At 59.9% G+C, this 21,654-nt stretch carries 16 protein-coding genes and 1 pseudogene; 13 read left to right on the top strand and 4 right to left on the bottom strand.

Annotated features, from left to right (window positions below; translation table 11 throughout):
• The first annotated feature begins 346 nt into the window (after positions 1-346).
• On the top strand, positions 347-604 hold the full coding sequence (locus JQ586_RS22420; RefSeq protein ID WP_212396775.1) for a hypothetical protein: 258 nt from the start codon (positions 347-349) through the stop codon (positions 602-604).
• 768 nt (positions 605-1,372) lie between these two features.
• Positions 1,373-2,089, top strand: a complete 717-nt coding sequence (locus tag JQ586_RS22415; RefSeq protein WP_212396774.1) for a TetR/AcrR family transcriptional regulator — start codon at positions 1,373-1,375, stop codon at positions 2,087-2,089.
• A gap of 7 nt (positions 2,090-2,096) precedes the next feature.
• Here JQ586_RS22415 and JQ586_RS22410 read toward each other — a convergent pair whose 3' ends face one another.
• Entirely contained in the window at positions 2,097-2,882 is a 786-nt protein-coding gene (locus tag JQ586_RS22410; protein WP_312016996.1) for an enoyl-CoA hydratase-related protein, read from the bottom strand.
• 96 nt (positions 2,883-2,978) lie between these two features.
• Here JQ586_RS22410 and JQ586_RS22405 point away from each other — a divergent pair, with 96 nt between their 5' ends.
• Positions 2,979-4,925: an AMP-binding protein gene (locus tag JQ586_RS22405; protein ID WP_212396773.1), complete on the top strand. Its 1,947-nt coding sequence runs from the start codon at positions 2,979-2,981 to the stop codon at positions 4,923-4,925.
• A gap of 451 nt (positions 4,926-5,376) precedes the next feature.
• On the opposite strand, the gene JQ586_RS22400 is transcribed toward JQ586_RS22405, so the two are convergent.
• Positions 5,377-6,327: an ABC transporter substrate-binding protein gene (locus JQ586_RS22400; protein WP_212396772.1), complete on the bottom strand. Its 951-nt coding sequence runs from the start codon at positions 6,325-6,327 to the stop codon at positions 5,377-5,379.
• A 162-nt stretch (positions 6,328-6,489) separates the two neighbouring features.
• Positions 6,490-7,299 (bottom strand): enoyl-CoA hydratase/isomerase family protein, encoded by an 810-nt coding sequence (locus tag JQ586_RS22395; protein WP_212396771.1) that lies wholly within the window; start codon positions 7,297-7,299, stop codon positions 6,490-6,492.
• Between the two features lie 133 nt (positions 7,300-7,432).
• On the opposite strand from JQ586_RS22395, the gene JQ586_RS22390 reads away from it, so the two are divergent.
• From JQ586_RS22390 to JQ586_RS22350, 8 genes are all read left to right on the top strand, one after another.
• The gene (locus tag JQ586_RS22390; protein WP_212396770.1) at positions 7,433-8,974 is read left to right on the top strand and encodes a class I adenylate-forming enzyme family protein; all 1,542 of its coding nucleotides are present in this window, start codon (positions 7,433-7,435) and stop codon (positions 8,972-8,974) included.
• Entirely contained in the window at positions 8,971-10,152 is a 1,182-nt protein-coding gene (locus tag JQ586_RS22385; RefSeq protein WP_212396769.1) for a thiolase C-terminal domain-containing protein, read from the top strand. Before JQ586_RS22390 ends, JQ586_RS22385 begins: the two co-directional genes overlap by 4 nt.
• Entirely contained in the window at positions 10,152-10,568 is a 417-nt protein-coding gene (locus tag JQ586_RS22380) for a Zn-ribbon domain-containing OB-fold protein (RefSeq protein WP_212396768.1), read from the top strand. The genes JQ586_RS22385 and JQ586_RS22380 overlap by 1 nt, the downstream gene beginning before the upstream one ends.
• Positions 10,569-10,731: 163 nt before the next feature.
• On the top strand, positions 10,732-12,339 hold the full coding sequence (locus JQ586_RS22375) for a carboxyl transferase domain-containing protein (protein ID WP_212396767.1): 1,608 nt from the start codon (positions 10,732-10,734) through the stop codon (positions 12,337-12,339).
• Positions 12,340-12,354: 15 nt separating this feature from the next.
• Entirely contained in the window at positions 12,355-14,355 is a 2,001-nt protein-coding gene (locus JQ586_RS22370; protein WP_212396766.1) for a biotin carboxylase N-terminal domain-containing protein, read from the top strand.
• Positions 14,356-14,569: 214 nt separating this feature from the next.
• Positions 14,570-14,989 carry a DUF2000 domain-containing protein gene (locus JQ586_RS22360; protein WP_212396765.1) on the top strand — a complete coding sequence of 140 codons (420 nt, stop codon included), beginning with the start codon at positions 14,570-14,572 and terminating at the stop codon, positions 14,987-14,989.
• Positions 14,990-15,173: 184 nt separating this feature from the next.
• Entirely contained in the window at positions 15,174-16,943 is a 1,770-nt protein-coding gene (locus JQ586_RS22355) for an adenylate/guanylate cyclase domain-containing protein (protein WP_212396764.1), read from the top strand.
• A gap of 464 nt (positions 16,944-17,407) precedes the next feature.
• Positions 17,408-18,628, top strand: a complete 1,221-nt coding sequence (locus tag JQ586_RS22350; protein ID WP_249147935.1) for a transporter substrate-binding domain-containing protein — start codon at positions 17,408-17,410, stop codon at positions 18,626-18,628.
• Positions 18,629-18,965: 337 nt separating this feature from the next.
• Here JQ586_RS22350 and JQ586_RS40590 read toward each other — a convergent pair whose 3' ends face one another.
• Positions 18,966-19,283, bottom strand: coding sequence for an acyl-CoA dehydrogenase family protein (locus JQ586_RS40590; protein ID WP_312017000.1), 318 nt, complete (start codon positions 19,281-19,283; stop codon positions 18,966-18,968).
• Between the two features lie 306 nt (positions 19,284-19,589).
• On the opposite strand from JQ586_RS40590, the pseudogene JQ586_RS41335 reads away from it, so the two are divergent.
• Positions 19,590-19,655 (top strand): annotated as a pseudogene (locus tag JQ586_RS41335) (hypothetical protein); the annotation flags it as partial.
• Positions 19,656-19,687: 32 nt separating this feature from the next.
• Positions 19,688-21,361, top strand: coding sequence for a long-chain fatty acid--CoA ligase (locus JQ586_RS22340; RefSeq protein WP_212396763.1), 1,674 nt, complete (start codon positions 19,688-19,690; stop codon positions 21,359-21,361).
• Positions 21,362-21,654: the final 293 nt, after the last annotated feature.

The raw sequence follows: 21,654 nt of genomic DNA, 5'->3' as shown, positions 1-21,654 counted from the left end.
CAATTGTTCTAACCTGTTGCTCCTAGCGATGTCTGGCCCTCGAGCGCAATCTGATCTCCCAGCTCCTCTCGTGAAAGTTGCGGGTTCAGTTGTTGATTTGTCGCGCGAGCACGGCTTCTGGGTGCTTCACTCTACGCGCCTTGTTCATGAGACGGCCGACCCGGACTTAATCGGTGACCTGCCGGTCCTATAAGCCAGGAGTCCTCTCGTAGGTAACCCAAGCGGATCATTTTCATCCCGTCGCGCGTACGGCTTTTTTTGCTTGGTTCTGAAATAGCTCTTGCCGGTCGCAGAGGGCGTAAACATCTATCATCCAGAGGCAACTCACTATCTTAGCGGTTACAAGATGGACCTGACCGAAATCCAGGACTATGCGATACAGGCAAGAATGGCGTTCATCGTGGGCGCGGGAACGTTTGACCGCGTGTTTGCTGGCATCCGCTTCGCGGAGGTCGACGGGTACCTTCTGTATGTCTACGCGAGAGACGAGTCCACCGCAGCAGAGATCGAGGACAAGTTCGCCCTGCACATCGCGATCGTCGCATCGCAGATCATTGGCCGCGAAATCGATGTTGTTGTCGTGTTGCCAAAGGTCCTTCAATGATGATGCCCCGCCGGGCGCCCGCTAATGCGGGCGACGCCCCAGTGGTTGCAGAGGAGCCTGCCGCATATCGCGGCTGTTGCCGAGTCGTGGCTCGATCCGGATTTCGGGAGAGATAGGATGGCCACAACATAATCCCTGCCGAGTCACCGTAAGTTGCGAAGCAGTTTCCACCGTTGAGGTCTTACAGGGATATTGCCTACGGACGAAAAGGACCGCCCTTCGGACGGTCCTTCTCTATTCCAAAGCAACTCGCTCGCGACGCCGCAGAGATATTTCGACTGCTGCGAGCTTTCCGCTCGATTGGGGACTGCGCACCGCGGCGGGAAGTTGTCGAGGTTGTCGAGGCAATGGCCGAAGGCGGCGCAGCCGATCAGGTACTCGACGAAAAGGGCGGAAAGCCTCATGTCTGAGCAACAGGCAACCAGGCGACGGTCCTCAAACCACCACCGTGGGATGACGAAAAGTCGATTCTAAGGTCAGTCGCCGCGTTAAACTGAGCTGAACGCCGAAGAAGGCAGTGACAGAGACGTCGCCCGGCCGGTAACAGGCGCCACCACTCCGCGATATCGAAGGTTGTGCCGAGTGTCACCTGCCATCTGTCAGGCGAGCCGTCGCTGCCCGCGCAACTGCGGGCTTGATGTTTGCCGCCCTCAGACTCATCGGGGTGTCACCAGCCGGTATTGCCATGGTCTGCGGAATCTGCTCCACAACGATCATTGGTTGCACGAGCCGGCAGCCTGGTAGGTCGACAAGGAGTTTACGGCAACCATGAAAACGGTGCGGTCATCCCTGCGTTCCGGTGACCGGTCCGGCGTAAGGTCGGCGGTGCAACGGCCGAAAGCCCCCGCCGCAAGCCGAGGGCGCAAAACCGAGCCCGACAAAGGCTCTGCTGCAGCAACACCCAAGTCCGAGCGGTCGCGAGACCTCATCCTGCATTCCGCGGCCGAGCTGTTCCGCCGTCAGGGATTTTCGGCCACGACACTGCGTCAGATCGCAGCAAGGGCCAGGATCAAGGCCGGCAGCATCTATTACCACTTCGACTCCAAGGAGCAGATTCTCGACGAAGTGCTGGACCGCGGACTCCGCCACGTGTTCGAGACCGTGAAGAACTCGGTCGAACGAGCCGGAAAAGTATCGCACCGGCGTAAGATTGGTCTTGCGATCGAGGCCCATCTCGTCGCTCTCCTCGAGACGAGCGACTTCACTTCAGCCAACATTCGAATCTACGGACAATTGCCGGAGCAACTGAAGAAGCCGCACCGGCCGCTGCGACGCGCATACGCAGAATATTGGGACCAGCTCTTCATCGATGCACGGCGCGACGGCGAGATCCGCGCCGATATGGAGGTGGTGCCACTGCGTATGTTCGTGATCGGCGCCCTCAACTGGACAATCGAATGGTTCAGGTTGGAAAACAGGGATGCCGTGCTCGAATTGGCCCGTCGCACGGAGACGCTGATCTTCGAAGGCGTCAACAAGCCCTGATCCCAATCTATCGGCCCTGCCAGACGGGCTTTCGCTTCTCTGCGAACGCCTTCGGCCCTTCGATCGCATCGAGACTGGCATAGACCTCCTTATGCAAACGCTCTGCCTCAACGAGGCCCCGTCCAAGCCCCAGGTCCATTGCGGCAAGCACGCTTGCTTTAGCCGCCTTGACCGACAGTGGAGCGCCCTCGACGATCTTCCGCGCCAGTTCAAGCGCTCGTTCGCGCACGGCCCCTGGCGTGTCCTCAAGCGAGTTCGTGAAACCCCGCTCCGCGAGCCGTTCGATCGGGATCGTCTCGCCGGTCAGAACCATCTCCATCAGGAGTGGTTGCGGCACCATCCAAAGCATCGGGACCGCCCACGGGGACCCCCTCCCCATCTTCACCTCGGTTATCCCCGCACGAGAGCCGCGTAACCCGATCCTCAAGTCGCACTTCAGCGCAAGCATCATCCCGCCGGCCATCAGAGACCCCGTCATGGCCGCAATGATGGGCTTGGAGACCTTCTGCATCGCGTGCTGCATGGGATCGCGCATCAACGTCAGAATATCCACCCCATCCCTCGCCCGGATCTCTGCGGCCTGCTTCAGATCCAGCCCAGCGCAGAATACCCCGCAATCCGCTGAGGTGAGGATGATCGCGCGGACGGAGGCATCAGCTTCGACCCTGCTCCAGGCGTCGGTCAGGCCGTTCATCGCCTCAACCGAGAGCGCGTTTTTGCGTTCGGGCCGGTCGATGGTCACGGTTGCGATGCCTTCATCGACCGAATAGCGAACTTGCTCTTTATCAGCCACGATATCTTCTTTCTTGAATTCTAACAGTTGTTAGAATACATCGCCGCACGCCAGATGCAAGAACTTGGCGCAGCTCTTGAGGCAGGAGGAAGCAAGATGGCGTATCTCTGGACGCCCCCCGCGGAACTGGTGGAGAAGAGCAACCTGAGCGCGTTCCTTCGCTCCACGAAGCAGCCGAACTACGACACGCTGGCGGCCAAGGCCGACATTGACCCCGCCTGGCTCGCGCAGGAAGTTTTCAAGTTCTGTGATGTTCGCTTCTATCGCACGCCCGGGAAGATCCTGGATCTTGCACGGGGCGAACCGTGGGCGCGCTGGTGCGTTGGGGGAACCACGAACATCACCCTCAATTGCATCGACAAGCACCGCGGAACTGAAGTCTGGGACAGGACATTCCTGGTCTGGGAAGGTGAAGACCGGCGCGAGCAGCGACGACTGAGCTACGCTGAATTTGCGTCCGCCGTCGGGCGGCTAGCCTCGGCCCTGCGCAAGCTCGGAATCGCCAAGGGTGACGTTGTTGCGATCTACATGCCGAACCTGCCCGAAACCTTCGTGGCCTTCTTTGCAACCCTGAAGATCGGGGCGATCGTGATGCCACTGTTTTCCGGCTTCGGTCCCGACCCGATCCGGACGCGACTTAACCACGGTGAAGCGAAGGCCGTCATTACCGCGAACGGCACCTGGCGCCGGGGCGCTCCTGCTCCGCTGAAATCAGTTCTTGATGAGGCACTGGAGACCGCCCCAACCGTGCAGCATGTGATCGTGGCCGACCGTGGTGGGCTTGGCATCGACACCCCCATGCGGAAGGGTCGCGACCACTGGTGGGATGAGTTTGCCCAGGAGGAAGCAAACCTTCCGACCGTCGAGATGGACGCGGAAGATCCCGCCATCCTTCTCTACACGTCGGGAACGACCGGCGAACCAAAAGGCTGCGTGTGGACGCATATCAGCTTCATTGGCTCAATGGTGACACGGGACATGATCATTTGCGGTGACTTCAAGCCAACGGACCTATTTTTCTTCTTCAGTGACATGGGGTGGATGGTGGGCGCGATGTGCGCCTGCATTCCAAGCTTCGCTGGTGGCAGGCTCCTCGTGGCCGAGGGGACTCCCGATTATCCCGATAAGGGACGCTTCTGGCGCCTGATCGCCGATCACCAGGTCACCTATCTCGGTGTTTCACCGACCATCGTGCGCGGCATGATGCGCTATGGCGAGGAAGTCGAGCGGTACGACTTCTCCAGCCTGCGGATAACTGCTTCTGGCGGCGAGGCCTGGATGGAGACGCCGTGGCGATGGTTCTTCGAACACGTCTGCAAGTCGAAGATCCCGATCATCAACATTTCCGGTGGAACGGAAGTCGGCGGTTGCATCTTCACCGGCACTCCGAACCATCCGATGAACCCATGTTCGTTCTCCCGGCCGGCCCTTGGAGTCGGCGCAGATATCGTCGACATGGCGGGTAATGCTGTCGCCGACGGCGAGGTTGGCGAGCTGGTGCTGCGTCATGCATCCATCGGACTCACCAAGAGCCTGTGGAAGGGCGACCAGCGCTATCTCGATAGCTACTGGAACACGATCCCGGGTATCTGGGTGCACGGCGACTTTGCCATGCGCGGCAAGGACGGTCTCTACTACATTCTGGGCCGCTCGGACGACACTCTCAAGATCTCGGGGAAGCGCGTTGGTCCGGCGGAGCTCGAGGGCGTGCTGACCGCAACCGGCAAGGTCGCGGAAGCTGCAGTCTTCAGCGTCCCCCATCCGGTCAAAGGCTCCACTATTGTGTGTGCTTGCGTGCCGAGCTCCGGTACGAAGGATTCCCGCGCGCTGTCGGAAGAGCTCGCCCAAGCCCTGGTGCACGGAATGGGCACCTCTTACCGCCCGGAAAGAGTGTTGCTGGTCGATGACCTCCCGAAGACGCGCAACATGAAGATCATGCGCCGGGTGCTGCGTGCAGTCCTCGAAGACAAGGACCCCGGCGATCTGTCGGCACTCGCCAACCCCGAGGCCATCGAGCATATCCGACAGAAGCTCAAGGGGTAACAGTGAGCCCGGACCGGGCGACGTCGCAATAGTGTGAAGCGCAAGACGTCAAGGCCATCACAGGTCAGTTGCCTTGACGAGAAACAGGCAAATCCAGAGCGCGTACGCTATGTCGGCTCTACCCTTAAAGCCGCACATTGTCAGGCGACCACGGCATGTCAGTTTGGGGCCATGAGCGGCCCCTTAGTACCGGAACCAAATTGGCCTATGTTAGTTTTCTTGTATTACCCAAGACCCGGTTACGCTAATCGCGCGTGCCGATGCTGCTATCTCAGAGGCGAAGCGGCTTACGGAGATTAATGCAGGTTGGCAGGATCGGGTCGCGCGGACTATGACCTATATGTTTCGCCATGGTCAGTTTTTGGGTCAAGAGCGACAGTTTGGCCGAGTCTCATTAAGGTCCGGTCTACGCCTCGCAGCGGACAGGTGGTTGGTCGGGCGCATTGCAGTGCTATTCGATCACCTCATCGGCGCGGGTGAGAACAGTCTCGGAGATACTCAAACCGAGAGCCTTGGCTGCCTTGAGATTGATGATGAGATCGTACCTTACCGGCTGCTGCAGGGGCAAGTCAGCCGGTTTCGCTCCTCGCAAGATTTTATCAGTGAATTCTGCCGCACGTACGAAAAGATCGATGAAGTTCGGCCCGTACGAAATCAGGCCGCCTGCGTCCACGAACTCTCTAAAACCGAAGATTGTTGGGATCTTTGCGGCGGTGGCCGCTTCGATGATTTTGTCCTTATTGGCATTTGTCAGGGGCTCGCTGAACACATAAAGAGCGTCTGTTCGGCCTGCCAGCGTTGCCATCGCTGCTTCAATATCCTCAGCGGTTTGGACGTCGAATACATTGGCATCTATGTTTAATTTGACAGATGCCGTCCGGATGGCGACCACTTCTTGTTGACCTAAGATATGGGTGTTTACCAAAGCAGCGAGACGGCGAACATTCGGAATGATGTCCCTCACCAATTCAAGACGCTTGCTGCTGAGTTCAACAGGCTCGATGGATAGCCCGGTCACATTCCCGCCTGGCCGAGCCAAACTTTTGGCGAACCCTTTGGCGACAATATCGCCGAAAGCGGCGGATACGATTGGAATGGTTGACGTTGCCTCCTTTGCGGCATCAACACCGAATGCCGATGTAACGATTGCGTCCACCTTTTGCTGAACGAACTCGTTGGCGTATTTCTTGGTTTGTGGAATATCTCCCGCTGCCCACCGATATTCGATCTTTATATTGCGTCCATCCGTCCAACCAAGCTCGGATAGTCGTTGCGCGAACGCAGCTACCCATGCCCCATGAGAAGCCGGCGAGCCCGCCACGAGGAAACCGATTATTGGCGGTTTCGCCGATTGTTGACCGTAGGCCGCTGTCGACGCGGCAACGCTGCTCATCAACAGCATGAACTCGCGTCGCCTCATCTATTCACCCTACATCAGCTCATTTTTGTTGATCAAACCACATGGACGGCTATTCCGCCAGTATGGCTATCCACGGACCGGCTATCCCGAGATTTCCGCAGCGGGTCATTTGCGCCGTGACGAACTTTCGTTCCGGATGACTAGCTAGATCGGGCAATCTCTGGGGAAAGCGGGCCTGCGCTTCTCGAGGTGCGATGCCAGCCCTTCGCGTGCCTCATTGCCCGCAAAGCCGAGGATTTCGAGGGCGGTCGACGTGTCGAACAGCGGCCCATTGACGCGAAGCCAGTTGTTCAACGCATACTTGGTCCAGCGGATCGCACTCTGCGCCCCGGTTGCGAGATCCTGCGCCGTTTCCAATGCAATGCTTTGCAGCTCCGCATCTTCGACGCACAGCGAAACCAAACCGATCCGTTCGGCTTCCTCACCGGACAGCGGCTTGCATGTGAGCAGATAGTATTTTGCCTTCGCCAGCCCACAGAGCAGCGGCCAAATGATGCAGGCGACATCGCCAGCGGCGACACCGAGCCTGGTGTGCCCGTCAACGATCCGCGCCGATTTGCCACAGATCGACACGTCGGCAAGGATCCCGACGACGAGGCCGGCTCCCACGGCGACACCGTTGATCGCCGAGATAATGGGCTTGTTGCAGTTGATGACGTTATAGACGAGGTCCTTAGCCTCTTTCCAGGTCGCCATCCGTGCGGCCGGATTGTCGAGCAGCGACTTGATCAACTCGAAATCGCCGCCAGCCGAGAATGCCTTGCCGGCCCCTGTGACAATGACGGCGTTGATGTCGGGGTCGCCGTCGATGTCTCTCCAAATGTGAGTGAGCTGTGTATGGGTCTCGGCGTCGACGGAGTTGTAGGTCTCCGGTCGATCGAAGGTGATCCGAAGTATCCGTTCAGCCGGATAGTCCAGCTTCAACCTCGTGTAAGCCGCGTATCGATTGGACATATTGATCTTCCCGCATTTGGCGCATAAGAAGCGCTACCAATTATTTCTAACAGATGTTAGAATTTGTGGTCGACCGGCGCAAGCATTGGTTCGAAACAAGAATGTCGAAAGACAGCGCTCGAGGAAACGCGGAATGGAAACCGGGTTCAGTATTCAGGCAGACGGAGGATCGGGCATCGGAACCGTCGGTGCGCTGTTCCATGCCTGTGCGGAGCTTCATGCCAACAGGCGTGCGATCGAATATCGCGGCCGGCACGTGACCTATGGTGAGTTACGCGACCGGGTCCGTCGGTTAACTGTCCTGCTTGCCGCGCGGGGCCTGCATCGGGGCGACCGGCTCGGCTTGCTCTCGCGCAACCGCCCCGAGTATCTCGAGATCGAGTTGGCGGCCGCCAATCTCGGAATCATCACGGCCTGTCTTAACTGGCGGTTGTCGGAGCGCGAGCTCTCCTATTGCATCGAACTGGTGTCGCCCAAGCTGCTCCTGGTCGAGGCCGACCTCGCAGCAAACCTCCTGCCGGCCGCCAGGGCGAATCCAGTCCTGGAAATCGGACCTCAATACGAAAGCGAGCTCGCGAGACAAGATGGGCGGGCACCGCCGTCTGTCGCCCAACCGGAAGACGGGCTCGTCATTCTCTACACCAGCGGAACGACCGGCCTACCGAAAGGTGCCGTGATTTCGCACCGCGCGATGGTAATGCGCGCGCTGGTGTTTTCCTCCGAGCTCGGTATCGCACCACACGACACATTCGTCGCATGGGCCCCGCTGTTCCACATGGCATCGACCGATCATGCGTTGGCCACTCTGCTGCGCGGTGGAACTGTCGTTGTGATCGACGGCTTCCAGCTGGAACCGCTGCTGGCGGCCGTCTCCCAACACTCCATCGGTTGGCTGGTCCTCATTCCCGGTATGGTGGAGGCCCTCGTAGAGGGTCTGAAGGCGCAACGTACCAATGTAAAGGGAGTGCGGGTATGCGGGGCCATGGCGGATCTTGTCGCCCCGCACGCCATTGCCGAGGTCACCCAGCTGCTCGCCGCCCCTTATCTCAACAGCTTCGGTTCGACCGAGACCGGCCTGCCGCCAGCGACGCGGGCGCTGATTGCGCCAGGCGATGTGCCAACCAGGCTGTCCAAGCGGCAAAACGCGTTCTGCCAGATCAAGCTGGTAGATGCCTCCGAGAACGAGGTCGCGCCAGGCGAGCCGGGCGAGTTGGCCATCCGCAGCCCGACACTATTCTCCGGGTATTGGTGCGCGGATGAGACCAATGCGCGTGACTTCCGCGGCGGCTGGTTTCACATGGGCGACGTGTTCAGGCGCAACGCCGACGGATCGCTCGATTTTGTCGACCGCGCCAAATACCTGATCAAGTCAGGCGGCGAGAATATCTATCCCGCCGAAATCGAGCGTGTCCTGCTTGGCGATGACCGGATCGCGGAAGTCGCAGTTGTCCGCGCTGCGGACCCAAGATGGGGAGAAGCACCTGTGGCCTTCGTTGCGTGCCGCGAAGGGGTTGTAATGACAGAGGCTGAGCTCACCGAGCTGTGCCGCCGGGAACTCGCAAGCTACAAGCGGCCGCGCGAATTCCGCTTCATTGCCTTTGGTGAATTCCCTCGCTCGACGAGCGGCAAGGTCCAGCGGCACGAACTCGAGCGCCTGTTGAAGGCTTCCACATGAGCGAGACCAGCCTCAGGGGAAAGGTTGCCGTCATCGGCATCGGATTGTCGGCGGTCGGCAAGGTGCCAGGCCGCAGTCCGTTGTCGCTTGCTGCGGAGGCCGCCAGCAACGCGCTCGCTGATGCCGGGCTCACCAAGAGCCAGGTGGACGGCGTCCTGTCGAGCCATGCCTTCGCCTCCCCCTTCCATCGCTTCAGCGTTGCCTTCAGCGAATATTTTGGAATCCGTCCGACCTTCTCGAACACGTTGCAGGTGTCCGGCGCCACGGCGGCGACGATGTTCAGCATTGGTGCGGCCGCCATCCAAGGCGGCCTCGCCAAGGTTGTGCTGTTGGTCGCAGCCGACAGTCTCATGACTGGGCTGACGCCGGATCTGGCGCTGCGCTCGCTTACCGAAAGCCGGGATCAGCAATACGAGATGCCGTTCGGCATTCCGGTTGCCAACACCTTCGCTATGACCGCACACCGGCATATGAGGGAGTACGGCACCACGCCCGAGCAGTTGGCGGAGGTCGCCGTCGTGCACAGGCGTCACGCGGCACGGACCCCCGGCGCGCAGCAGGCGACACCGATCACAACAGCGGACGTGCTGAATTCGCCGATGGTCACAACGCCCTATCACAAGCTCGACTGCTCGCTGATCTCGGACGGCGGCGCGGCATTTGTCCTCACGTCGGCCGAACATGCAAAGGCCCTCGGGATCGGGAAGCCGATTTACGTCCTCGGTTGCGGCGAATGTTACACCCACGAGCACATCTTCCTGATGCCATCCCTCACCACGACCGGCGCCGTGGAATCCAGCCGGAGGGCGTATGCAATGGCCCGCTACCAGCCCAGCGATATGGATGTCGCCGGCATCTATGATTGCTTCACAGGCACTGTAGTCATGATGCTCGAAGACCTCGGCTTCTGCCGGAAGGGTGAAGGCGGCCCGTTCGTCGCGGACGGACAGATGAGCTACGGCGGCCGGATACCTTCCAATACCCATGGCGGCTTGCTGTCATTCGCGCATTCCGGAATGCCTGGCGCCCTGTTTCACTTCCATGAGGTCATCGCGCAGCTGCGCGGCCAATGCGGGCAGCGACAGGTCGAAACCGCCGGGCTCGGGCTGGTTCACAGCCTCGGAGCGGGATTCGCCACCAACGCCACGATCATTCTGGGCACGGAGGGAACGTTGTGATGGCATCCGACGATTCCACTCGAAAGCCCCTGCCCGCACCGGATGCCGATACGGCCGCATTCTGGCGGGGTTTGCGACACGGCGAGCTCCTTCTGCAACACTGCCGCCGATGCCGGAACGTTCAGTACTACCAGCAAGCCACATGTCGCGAATGCGGCAGCGATGAGCTCGAACACAAGCCGGCAACCGGCCGCGGCAAGGTGCACTCCTTCAGCGTGGTCTATCGGGCTCCCGGCCCCGCATTCAAGACGGATGTCCCCTATGCGGTGTTGCTCGTCGAACTCGCGGAAGGGCCGCGCATGATCAGCACCCTGACCGGGAGTGATCCGGAGGACGTCACCTTCGACATGGAAGTCGAGCTAGCATTCGACCAGGTCTCTGACGACGTAACCCTGCCGCGCTTCCGGAAAGCCTGAGGAGCCGCATGAGTTCTGCTTGCATCCGCGCGCGATCAATTCTAACAATTGTTAGAATTTTGCAGTTCGATTTTGCGACACTCGCATCGCCAATCCACCGGTCGAATTACACCAGCGGCAATCCACCGAAGGGCTTGCCGCGCAGCCGCCAGGACCACCCGCAATGGCAATCATGAAATCGGACGTCGTCACCTCGACCGAGGAATACGCCCGCAACCGCAGCGCCTATGCCGAGCGCGTTGCGGATCTCAGGCGGCGCCGCGCTGCGGCAGCGCTCGGCGGCCCTGAGCGGGCGCGCAAGCTGCACAAGGAACGCGATCAGCTGCTGCCGCGCGAGCGGATCGCGGCGCTGATCGATCCCGGATCCCCGTTCCTCGAATTCTGTCAACTGGCCGGCGAAGGCCTGTACGAAAGCGTGCCGCCCGGCGGCAGCATCATTACCGGCGTCGGAATGATCTCCGATCGTCCCTGCATGATCATCGCCAACGAGCCCACCGTAAAGGGCGGCACATACTACGGTATCACCTGCAAGAAGCATGTGCGCGCTCAGCGTTTCGCCTGGCAGCACCGCCTGCCCTGCGTGACCCTGGTCCAGTCCGGCGGCGCCAACCTACCCGACCAGCCCAATATCTTCCCCGACGATGGTCAGTTTGGCTCGATCTTCTACAACCAGGTCAGGATGTCAGCTGAAGGCATCCCGCAAATTGCGGTGGTGCACGGTCCTTCTACGGCGGGGGGAGCCTACATTCCCGCTTTGAGCGATGAGACCGTGATCATCCGAAACCAGGGCGCCATGTTCCTGGGCGGGCCGCAACTGGTCTATGCGGCGACGCGCGAAGAGGTCGGCATCGAGGCGCTCGGCGGCGGCGAGATGCATAGCCGGGTGAGCGGCGTCACTGATCATCTCGCCGAGAACGATGCCCATGCAATTGCCATCACGCGCGAGATCGTCGCCAGTCTTGGCGAGATTCCGCGGCAAAGCCGGACCGTCGCCCCGGTGCGCGCGCCACAATTCGATCCCAACGAAATCTACGGCCTGATCAGTTCGGATCCGCGCATTCCCACCAATAATCGTGATGTCCTCGCGCGTCTCGTCGATGGCAGTGAATTCCATGAGTTCAAGCCTCTCTATGGCGATACGTTGCTGACCGGCTTTGCGCGGATCATGGGCTTCGAGATCGGCATCCTGTGCAACAACGGCGTGCTGTTCTCCGAAAGTGCACTGAAGGCCACGCACTTCATCGAATTGTGCTGCAAGCGCGACATTCCATTGCTGTTCATGGCGGACGTCACGGGCTTCATGGTTGGCCGTGAAGCCGAGGAAGGCGGCATTACAAAGAACGGCGCGAAGATGATTACGGCAATGGCAAGCGCCAACGTTCCAAAATACACGCTGATCATGGGCAATGCCTACGGCGCGGGCTACCTCGCCATGTGCGGCCGGGCGTTCCGGCCGAACGCCATGATGATGTGGCCAAATGCCCGTTCCGCCATCATGGGTCCCGACCAGGCCGCGACCACGCTCGCGATGGTTCGTGACGAGGTGCACAAGCGCGAGGGCACGAGTTGGACGGACGCCGAGCGCGAGGCCTACATGGCCCCGACCCGGCGAACATTCGAGGATTTCGCCAATGCTTACAACTTCGCGCGCAATACTTGGTGCGACATGGTGATCGACCCACTCGAAACCCGCAGCGTGATGGCGCTGTTGCTTGACCTCGCCGGGCGCGTCCCGCGTCAGCACACCGATTTCGGCGTGTTCCGGATGTAGAGGGAGAGACCCGCCATGTTCAGGAAGATTCTGATTGCCAATCGAGGCGAAATCGCCTGCCGCATCGCCCGCACCTGCCAACGTCTCGGCGTTGCGGCGTCCACCGTGCACTCCATCGCTGATGCCGACGCCCTGCACGTCAAGGCCATTGGTGAATCCATCGAGATCGGCGGCGCGCTGGCCTCGGAAAGCTATTTGCGGATCGATGCCGTCATCGCCGCCGCAAAAACCACCGGCGCGGAGGCGATCCATCCCGGGTTCGGCTTCCTGGCCGAAAATACGGCCTTTGCCCGCGCGGTCGAAGCAGCCGGTCTGGTATTCATCGGACCGACGCCGGAAACCATCGGGCGGCTTGGCGACAAAGCGTCGGCAAAACGGGAAGCTGTCGCCGCCGGCCTCCCCACGGTACCCGGCAGCGAAGCTCCAAGCGAGGATCGCCTCGAAGTCGAACGTATCGTCCGCAAGCTCGAACTGCCGGTCATGCTCAAGGCCGCGGCCGGCGGCGGTGGCAAGGGAATGCGGGCAATCTCGACCTACAACGCAATTGGCGACGAAATCGAGTCCGCGATGCGCGAGGCAAGGAATGCTTTCGGCGACGCAGGACTGATCGTCGAGAAGCTGATCCTGCAGGGCCGGCACATCGAGGTGCAGATCGCCGGTGACGGCAACGGTAACGTGATCCACCTGTTCGAACGTGAATGCACTCTGCAGCGTCGCCACCAGAAGCTGATCGAGGAAGCGCCAGCCGCCAACCTGCCTCCCGCCCTTCGCCAACGCATCCTCGACGACGCAGTCCGGCTCGGACGGCGGCTCGGATATCGTGGTGTCGGCACGGTCGAATTCATTGTCAGTGGCTCCGACTACTACTTTCTGGAGGTCAATCCCCGCCTCCAGGTCGAGCATCCCGTAACCGAAATGGTCACCGGCATCGACATCGTCGAGGCCATGCTCCGCATTGCCGCCGGCGAGGGACTACCCGTGAAACAGGGTGAGGTGGTGTGCCAGGGCCATGCGGTGGAGGCGCGCCTCTGCGCCGAAGATCCGAATGACAGCTTCATGCCGTCCACCGGAAAGCTTGCCCACGTCAGCTTCGCGTCTGGCGACATTCGCGTCGAGACTGGTGTCGAAAGCGGGTCGACCGTTACGCCCTATTACGACTCGATGCTCGCCAAGCTTATCGCCCACGCCACCACTCGCGATCAGGCGCTCGATCAACTTGATCGCGCGCTCGGCGAGACCTCGATCTTCGGCGTCATCACCAACCGGGAGTTTCTCCGCCGGTTGATCGCTCTGCCCGCGACCCGGGCCGCGACGTTTCATACCCGTCTGATCGACGAACGGATCGATGCACTCGCGACCACCGCCGGCGGCATTGATCCGGAAGCGCTGGCGGTTGGTGCGTATTTCTGGATGATGCGCCAGCGCGCAGCCGGTTGCAGCAACCCCTGGCAGTCCAGTAGTCTGACCGGCTGGCAGATGGCGGCGGCCGATGACGGCTTGTCACCGATCCCCATTCTGCACCTCGAGGCCGCAGGCGACAGCGCAGAGATCCGCTTTGCGCCCTCGCAACCAGACGGCTCGATGCTGATCGGTGTCGACGATGCCAGAATTCGGGTGCAGCTTTCGCCGCTTGCCAATGACATGTTCGCCGCAGCAGTCAACGCTCGTTGCGAAACCGTGCGGATCGTACAGCAAGACCAAGCAATCTTCGTGCACGATCCGCGTCGCGCCCATACCATGACCGCGATCCCCTACCTCAGATACATCAGCGCCAGCGCTGAGATCAGCGGCGAATTACGGGCCCCGATGACCGGCGTGGTGTTGAAGATCAACTTCACGGTCGGCAGTCGCGTAAAGGCAGGCGATCCGACCGTCGTCATGGAGTCCATGAAGATGGAACTGCGCATTGCCAGCGAGGTGGACGGTGTTGTGACTGCAATCCACTTCAAACCCGGCGATACCGTCGAGCGAAACGCCGTCGTCGCCATTGTCGAGCCCGAACGAGTCCCGCAGTAGCCGCCTGATGAACTATTCAGGACAACATATGTTGCGATTTGGAAGCGTGAACTACGACGTCCGGGGCAAGATCGCGACCTTGACGCTCGACGAACCGAACAAGCTGAACGCACAGACCGCCGGCATCGAATGACTGCAGCAACTATCAGGAAAGCTTCCCGGCAGGGAAGCACAGAGGCACTGGGGCTTACCGGCCTGCAGGAATAAATTCCGAATGGGTACCGTCACCACGCGCATCGCAATTATTGTGAATCCAGCCTTGCCGCTTGGGTTCATTGCGAACACAGTTGCGGCCTTGAGCATCGGTCTTGGTGCCGCAGAGCCGGACCTTGGAGGAAACCTCTTGACCGACGGCAACGGGCTCACTGTCCGGACCAGTGCGAACCGTCCGGTCCCAATTCTGCAAGCCACGCCCGATGCGCTGTCCGCGCTACTGACGCGCGCGCAGCCGTTGGCCAGCGGCGCCGTTTTGGTGCCCTTTCCGCAGTTTGCCAGGGCTCTCCACCGATTTGAGGATTATCTGGCAGAATTTCCGCTGCGCGTGCTCGCGAACGAGACTATTGACGGCCTGGGCTTCTACGGGCCTGAAAAATGGGTTCGATCGCTGACCGGCAATTTGAAGCTGTTGCGCTGAGGATGGCGGTCCGTCACGAACTTAAAGACTGACGTCGGCATGAGATGGTCGTGCCCCCTTGCACCACGACGCCATCCCCCGGACGACCACGGCATGTCAGTTTCGGGCCAACAACTGACATCAGCATGGATGGGCATCCAACTTGAGCCGTTGTACAATAGCACCCAGGTTGGATAGCCAGGCCATGGTGCAAGAGCGGCCAGTCCGGGTCGAGCGTAGGTTATCGGCGATATTGGCCGCCGACGTGGCTGGCTATTCGCGGCTTATGCACAGCGATGAAGAGCCTACGCATGCCAAGCTGACCTCACTCCTGATGGACGCCGTCAACCCAGCAATTTCTGAGCACCGTGGCCGCATCGTGAAGAACACTGGGGACGGGTTCTTGGCGGAGTTTCCGAGTGCGGTCGATGCGGTTCGGGCTGCAATGCGTTTCCAGACCCGTGTTCATGAACTTACTGCCGGAGACGCTGAAGACAGGCGTATTGCTTTCCGTGTCGGAATCAATATCGGGGATGTAATTGTTGAACCGCAAGACATTTTTGGCGACGGTGTAAATATTGCGGCACGGCTTGAGGGCGTCGCAGAACCCGGCGGTATCTGCATCTCGGCATCAGCCTACGATCAGGTCCTGGGAAAGATCGCGGCCGAATTCATCGACGTGGGCGATCAGCACCTTAAGAATATTGCGCGGCCGATCCGCGCTTTCAAGGTTATGGATCGGGCCGCAGCAGCAAGACAAACACCGACTTTAGCCCTCCCGGAAAAACCGTCGATTGCGGTGCTCCCCTTCCAAAACCTCAGTGCAGAACCGGAGCAGGAGTATTTTGCAGACGGCGTGGTGGAGGACATCACAATGGCGCTGTCGCGCTTTCCTTGGCTGTTCGTAATCGCCCGGAATTCGAGTTTCACCTACAAGGGCCGCGCTGTGGACGTGAAGCAAATCGGCCGCGAGCTTGGGGTACGCTACGTGCTTGAAGGAAGCGTGCGCAAGGCTGGAAGCCGAATTCGTATCGCGGGCCAGCTTATCGACGCTGGAACGGGGGCACATCTCTGGGCGGATCGATTTGAGGGTGCGCTCCAGGACATGTTCGAGCTACAGGATGATGTGACCTCTAGCGTGGTAGGTGCCATCGCCCCGAAGCTGCAGTATGCGGAGATCAAGCGAGCCAACCGCAAACCAACTGAAAACCTCGATGCATACGACTATTACCTGCGTGGGCTGGCCAGGGCTGGACGATGGACCATCGGGGGGAACAGCGAGGCGCTCCAGCTCTTTTGCAAGGCTATCGAACTGGACCGCGGTTTGGCCTGCGCTTACGGAATGGCAGGATGGTGCTACATGCAGCGCAAGGCGCGTGGTTGGATGACTGACCATGTGCAAGAGAGTGCCGAAGCTATTCGACTGGCCCGGAAGGCGGTGCATTTGGGCGGAGATGACCCAGTCGCGCTTTGCATGGGTGGATATGTACTCGCTTTTGTAGCCCACGAGTTCGATGATGCTGTGGCCTTTATGGATCGGGGATTGGCGGTAAATCCCAACTTGGCGCAGGGTTGGGCGCTCAGCAGCTGGTTGAGAGTTTGGAGAGGTGAGCCCGATCTCGCACTTGACCACGTTACGCAGGCGATGCGCCTGAGCCCGGTCGATCCGTCCTTGTACGCCATGCAAGGAGCGGCGGCCTATGCCCATTTTCTAGCGGGCCGCTATGAAGCTGCGTCGTCATACGCCGAAAAGGCGATGCGCGCTAATCCGAATTTCTCGCTGACGATCTATATTTTCGCAGCCAGCACTGCACTCGCCGGGCAGCTTGAGCAAGCGCAGAGAGGCATGGGGCGGGCGCTCGAATGCAATCCCGATCTGAGCGCTTCCAACCTCAAAGATCTAACACCATTTCGCCGAGCGGAGGACCTAGCCACGTTCACCGGGGCGCTCCGCAAAGCAGGACTTCCGGACTGAACACCGGTCTCTCGCCGAAGCAAACGGCATGGCTGCACACCACGTCGTTGTCCGAATGGGTCATTCTCGACCGATTTCAAGGTGGCTTCGTCATGTCGGCGTTTTCTCCGGAAGCGGACACCGGACCGCTCGCGTTTATGAGTACCCAACGTCCCGAACCCCTCAAGGGACAGCGAGCTTACATTAGCCTGCATTTCCTCAATAGCTTCGGCTCTGCGTAGAGGCGCCGTCTGGCGCCGGTGCGAGTCTATCGCGGCCGAAATGGTCGATACCGCCGTTTGGAACCGACGGTCCGAAAGCGCCGGCGGCCGCCTTCATGCGCGGCGCCGAAGTGATCGCCTGTCGAGCTTGAGGGGGTTACGGTGAGAGGCGCCAGCCGGCCGCAGCCGGCCCGATCGGGGGTTTCCGCGGAATTGCCCAATTGAGGTGCTTTGGCTCGCATGGGATCTACATTGAGGATAGCAATGAAGCCGTTAGATGAACTCGCTTTCGGCTCGGATGGTTCTCGTCACGAGCAGGACGTTTTGCGTTCGGCGACAATCGGCGAGGCTAACACGCGACTTCCGACGTCGCAATTCAAGCGGTTGATAGCGTCGCCCTGGCTCGCCCTGCTGTGCTTCGCTTTCCTGACCTTGCCCGGATCGAGCTTCCGATTGGTTCACGCTCAAGAGAGGGTTGCGCCTGATCGAGAATGGGTTGTGGCGACCAAAGCCGCGCCGCCTTTCGCAATCAAGCGATCGGATGGAGAGTGGGGAGGTATCAGCATTGCTCTTTGGAAGAGGATCGCCGACAAAGAGCACCTACATTATCGCCTGGTTGAGACCCAAAGCATCCCGGAATTGCTCGATGGCGTGGCCAATGGCACATTCGATGCCGGCGTAGCCGCTGTTACGGTCACCGCGGCTCGTGCACACAGGGTCGACTTCACCCAGCCCTTCTACAATACCGGCCTCGGAATCGCCGTCCCGATCAATGAAAATCCGTGGATCTCGATCGGACGGGCGCTCCTTTCCTTCAACTTCTTCCAGGCCGTGGGAGTACTGCTGTGCATCGCAATGACTGTCGGCTTTCTCATTTGGATGCTGGAGCGGCACAAAACGGAGCATTTTGCCGGTGGCGCCAAAGGACTTGCCTCCAGTTTCTGGTGGTCAACGATCGCTATGACCCAGGCCGGAGCCTCCCAAAACGCGCCCACTACGCTCCCGGGCCGGATCGTCGCAATGGGGTGGATGATCGCCTCGGTAATCGCCATTGCTGTTTTCACCGCCGGCATCACTTCCACGCTTACGCGGAGAGGGCTGGAGGGCGCAGTTCACGGCTTCAATGACCTGCGCTCCGTGCGTGTGGGCGCGGTCGAGAACTCTGCGACAACGGACTACCTCAATCATCAAAGGCTGTCATTTCGAGCATTTCCCGATATTCAGAGCGGCTTCTCGGCTTTGGCGCAGGGTCAAATAGATGCGTTCGTCCACGACAAGCCGCTCCTGACTTGGATGGTCCACAATGACTATTCAAGCCTAGTTCGTATTGTCGATACGAGTTTCAGCAACGAGAGTTATGCGATCGCATTGCCGAAAAACAGCGCGATGCGGTCAACGCTGGATCTCGCCGTGCTCGATCAGGTTGAAAGCGATTGGTGGCAGCAAAAGCTGTACGAGACGCTAGGAACCGCGCGATCCCCGTAGCGCGGCCGGATCAAGTGCGAAACACGCGGACGATGACAGCTCATGAGACGAAGCGGACAGCGTCTTATCCCCGCAATGGGGTGGTTTGGCTGACCCGCGAGGGACTCCGTAGACGCTGGGAGTGAGGGCTCTGGCAAAGGGCCCTCTAAGACGGCTAGGTCGCTGCGGCGTTGGTTGGCTCAGTCGCGCGCTGGCTCAGCTCTTCGACACGCGCGTCATTGCCGCTTCCAAAAGGCCAAACGGACCACCCGCTGAGGGCCAGTCGAGATGAGTGTCGTCAAGCGTCCTCGGGATGGCGTAGCGAGGTTTGGACGCCCCCTTTTCCGTGTCCATACGTCTAGGTTGCGGTCACCGGTTTAACGTGCGCGAGCGATCTAACGGGAAAGCCTCCAGGGGCATGCCGGAGGCTCTCTTCCGCATCAGCAACGAACCGCCCAACATTATAGTCGAGCACAATGCCGTGTCCGCCAAGAATTTCGCGTGCCAAGCCTACGGCCTCGCGCATTCGATAAGTGCAGACCGCCTTCGCCAATGCCGAATGTTCGTCACGATAGACGCCTTCATCCTGCGCCTGCGCCAGTCGGACGACAAGTTCGAGTGAGGTGGTGAGGTCTGTCCGCACCGGTAGATCCTGAACGAACTGAAATCCGGCAATGGGCTCTCCAAACTGTTTCCAAGTCGTTGCATATTGGAGGGCGTTCTCTTAGGCTCCCAACTTGACGCCTACTGATTGCCAGGCGACGCCGGCACGCGTGCGGCGGAGTACTTCGGCCGTATCGCGGAAACCCTCTGGTCTTCTGCAGACGGTTGGCGTCCGCAACACGGCAATCAGCGAGAACGATATCCGCGGTCTGACGCGCGCTCGTGCCAGAGCTTGACACCGATACGACTTCCGAGATGGCGCTCATGAAAACGCGGAGGGGGGCCCGAAAGTCTTAAGAATGTAACGGCACTATTCGCTTCCGACGCCTGCGCCTTCATCACCGGCCAGACGCTCGCGGTCGACGACGGGGTCACCGCGATTTGAAGCCTTAGTAGCCAAGAAGGGAGGGAGACCTTATGAACGACATGCCTTGGATCAAATCTTACCCGCCAGGAGTCAGGTGGGATGCCGAAATCCCACTGACGCCCGTTCAGCAGATTCTCGAGGAATCCGCGTCGAAATGGCCGAACAATCCAGCGGTCGATTTCATGGGTAGGAAGATATCTTACAGCGAGCTCGACGGTCTCGCCAATCGCGTGGCCAGCGGTCTCCAGAAGCTCGGGATTGGGCCTGGGGTTCATGTTGGTCTCTATCTGCCCAACTCGCCTCACTACCTTGTCAGCCTGTTCGGGATTCTCAGGGCCGGCGGCACAGTCGTCAACTACTCGCCGCTCGACGCCGCCAAGGTACTGGAGCACAAGATCGAGGACAGCCGGACCGATTTCCTCATCACGCTGGATATGGCGTCACTCTATCAGCCGATGGGCGCGTTGCTAGGCAAAACCAGGTTGAAAAAACTTATCGTCGGCAATCTCGGCGAAATGTCAGCGCAACCAGATGCCGTCAACGCGCAGATGCAGGCGGCCAAGCAGCTTTCGAGCGTCCCCAATGACGACAGGCATATCACGTTCCAGGCACTGCTGGATAACGACGCCATCTATCGCAGCTATCCGATCGCAGATCTGACGGATGCCATTGCGGTTCTCCAATATACCGGCGGCACGACCGGCTTGCCGAAAGGCGCGATGTTGACCCATGCCAATCTGACGGCCGCGACCGGTCAATGCGTCGAAACCACGCGCACCGATCCGCCAACGCTCGTTGAAGGCAAGGAGCGTGTGCTCGCTGTGCTTCCGCCCTTTCATATCTACGCGCTCACCGTCAACATGCTGCTGGGAATCCGCATCGGCGCGGAACTCGTTCTGCATACGCGGTTTGACGTCGATGCAGTCGTCAAGGATCTGACGGAAAAAAAGATCACCGCATTTCCTGGCGTCCCGACCATGTTCGTCGCGGTGATCAATCACCCCGGAGCGGCGAATGCTGATCTAAGCTCGCTCAAATGGTGCAACTCCGGAGGTGCGCCATTGCCGCTCGAAGTCCAGCAGAGTTTCGAGAAGCTGACAGGCTGCAGGTTGGCCGAGGGCTGGGGCATGACCGAGACGTCCCCGACCGGCACCTTTACGCCTGTGACCAACGAGCCGCGTGCTGGTTCGTGCGGTGTGCCGAGCCCCGGGATCACCATCAAGTTTCTCGATGTGGACGACAACAAGACTTACGTGCCGCTGGGGAAATCAGGTGAACTGTGCATCCGAGGCCCGAATGTCATGAAGGGCTATTGGAAAAATCCGGAAGCCACGGCCGAGATCATGACACCCGACGGCTTCATGCGGACCGGCGATGTCGCCTACATGGACGAGGATGGCTACGTCTACATCGTCGATCGTACCAAGGACATGCTGCTGTGCGGCGGCTTCAATGTCTATCCGCGCGTACTTGAGGAAGCCGTCTACAGGCATCCTTCTGTTGAGGAAGTTGCGGTGATCGGGATCAGGGATGAATACCGCGGACAGTCACCCAAGGCCTTCGTCAAGCTGAAGGCAGGCGCCGCCTCCCTCACGTTAAAGGAGCTTCAGGAGTTTCTAAAGGACAAACTCGGCAAGCACGAGATGGTGCAGGCTCTCGAGATTCGCGACGCATTGCCAAAGACTCCAGTCGGCAAGATGTCGAAAAAGGATTTGTACGAATAAGCCGAACGCAAGATGGCCGTGCACCGTTCTGTGCGCGGGGTTCCGTAGAGACCAAGTGCTCGTTTGCTTGGGAGGGGTACGCACAGGTGCTACGTCCGCTTTCGGCGCTGGAGCGGACGCGCAGCAGGGCCGTTCCGATTTCCGCTTTTGACTGATATTGTTGAAAAAGTCCTGTGTGGCGCGGATGCCTATTTTCTAAGGGCATCCGGTGCAGTCGTTGCCATCAGATGCGGGGGACCACGTCAATCTACGCAGGATCGCTGTGTGATCTCCCTAGGTCTACCGTGAAGGCT

This window comes from Bradyrhizobium jicamae, assembly GCF_018130215.1.
Taxonomy (GTDB): domain Bacteria; phylum Pseudomonadota; class Alphaproteobacteria; order Rhizobiales; family Xanthobacteraceae; genus Bradyrhizobium; species Bradyrhizobium jicamae_A.
This window is presented reverse-complemented; position numbering and strand designations above follow the sequence as displayed.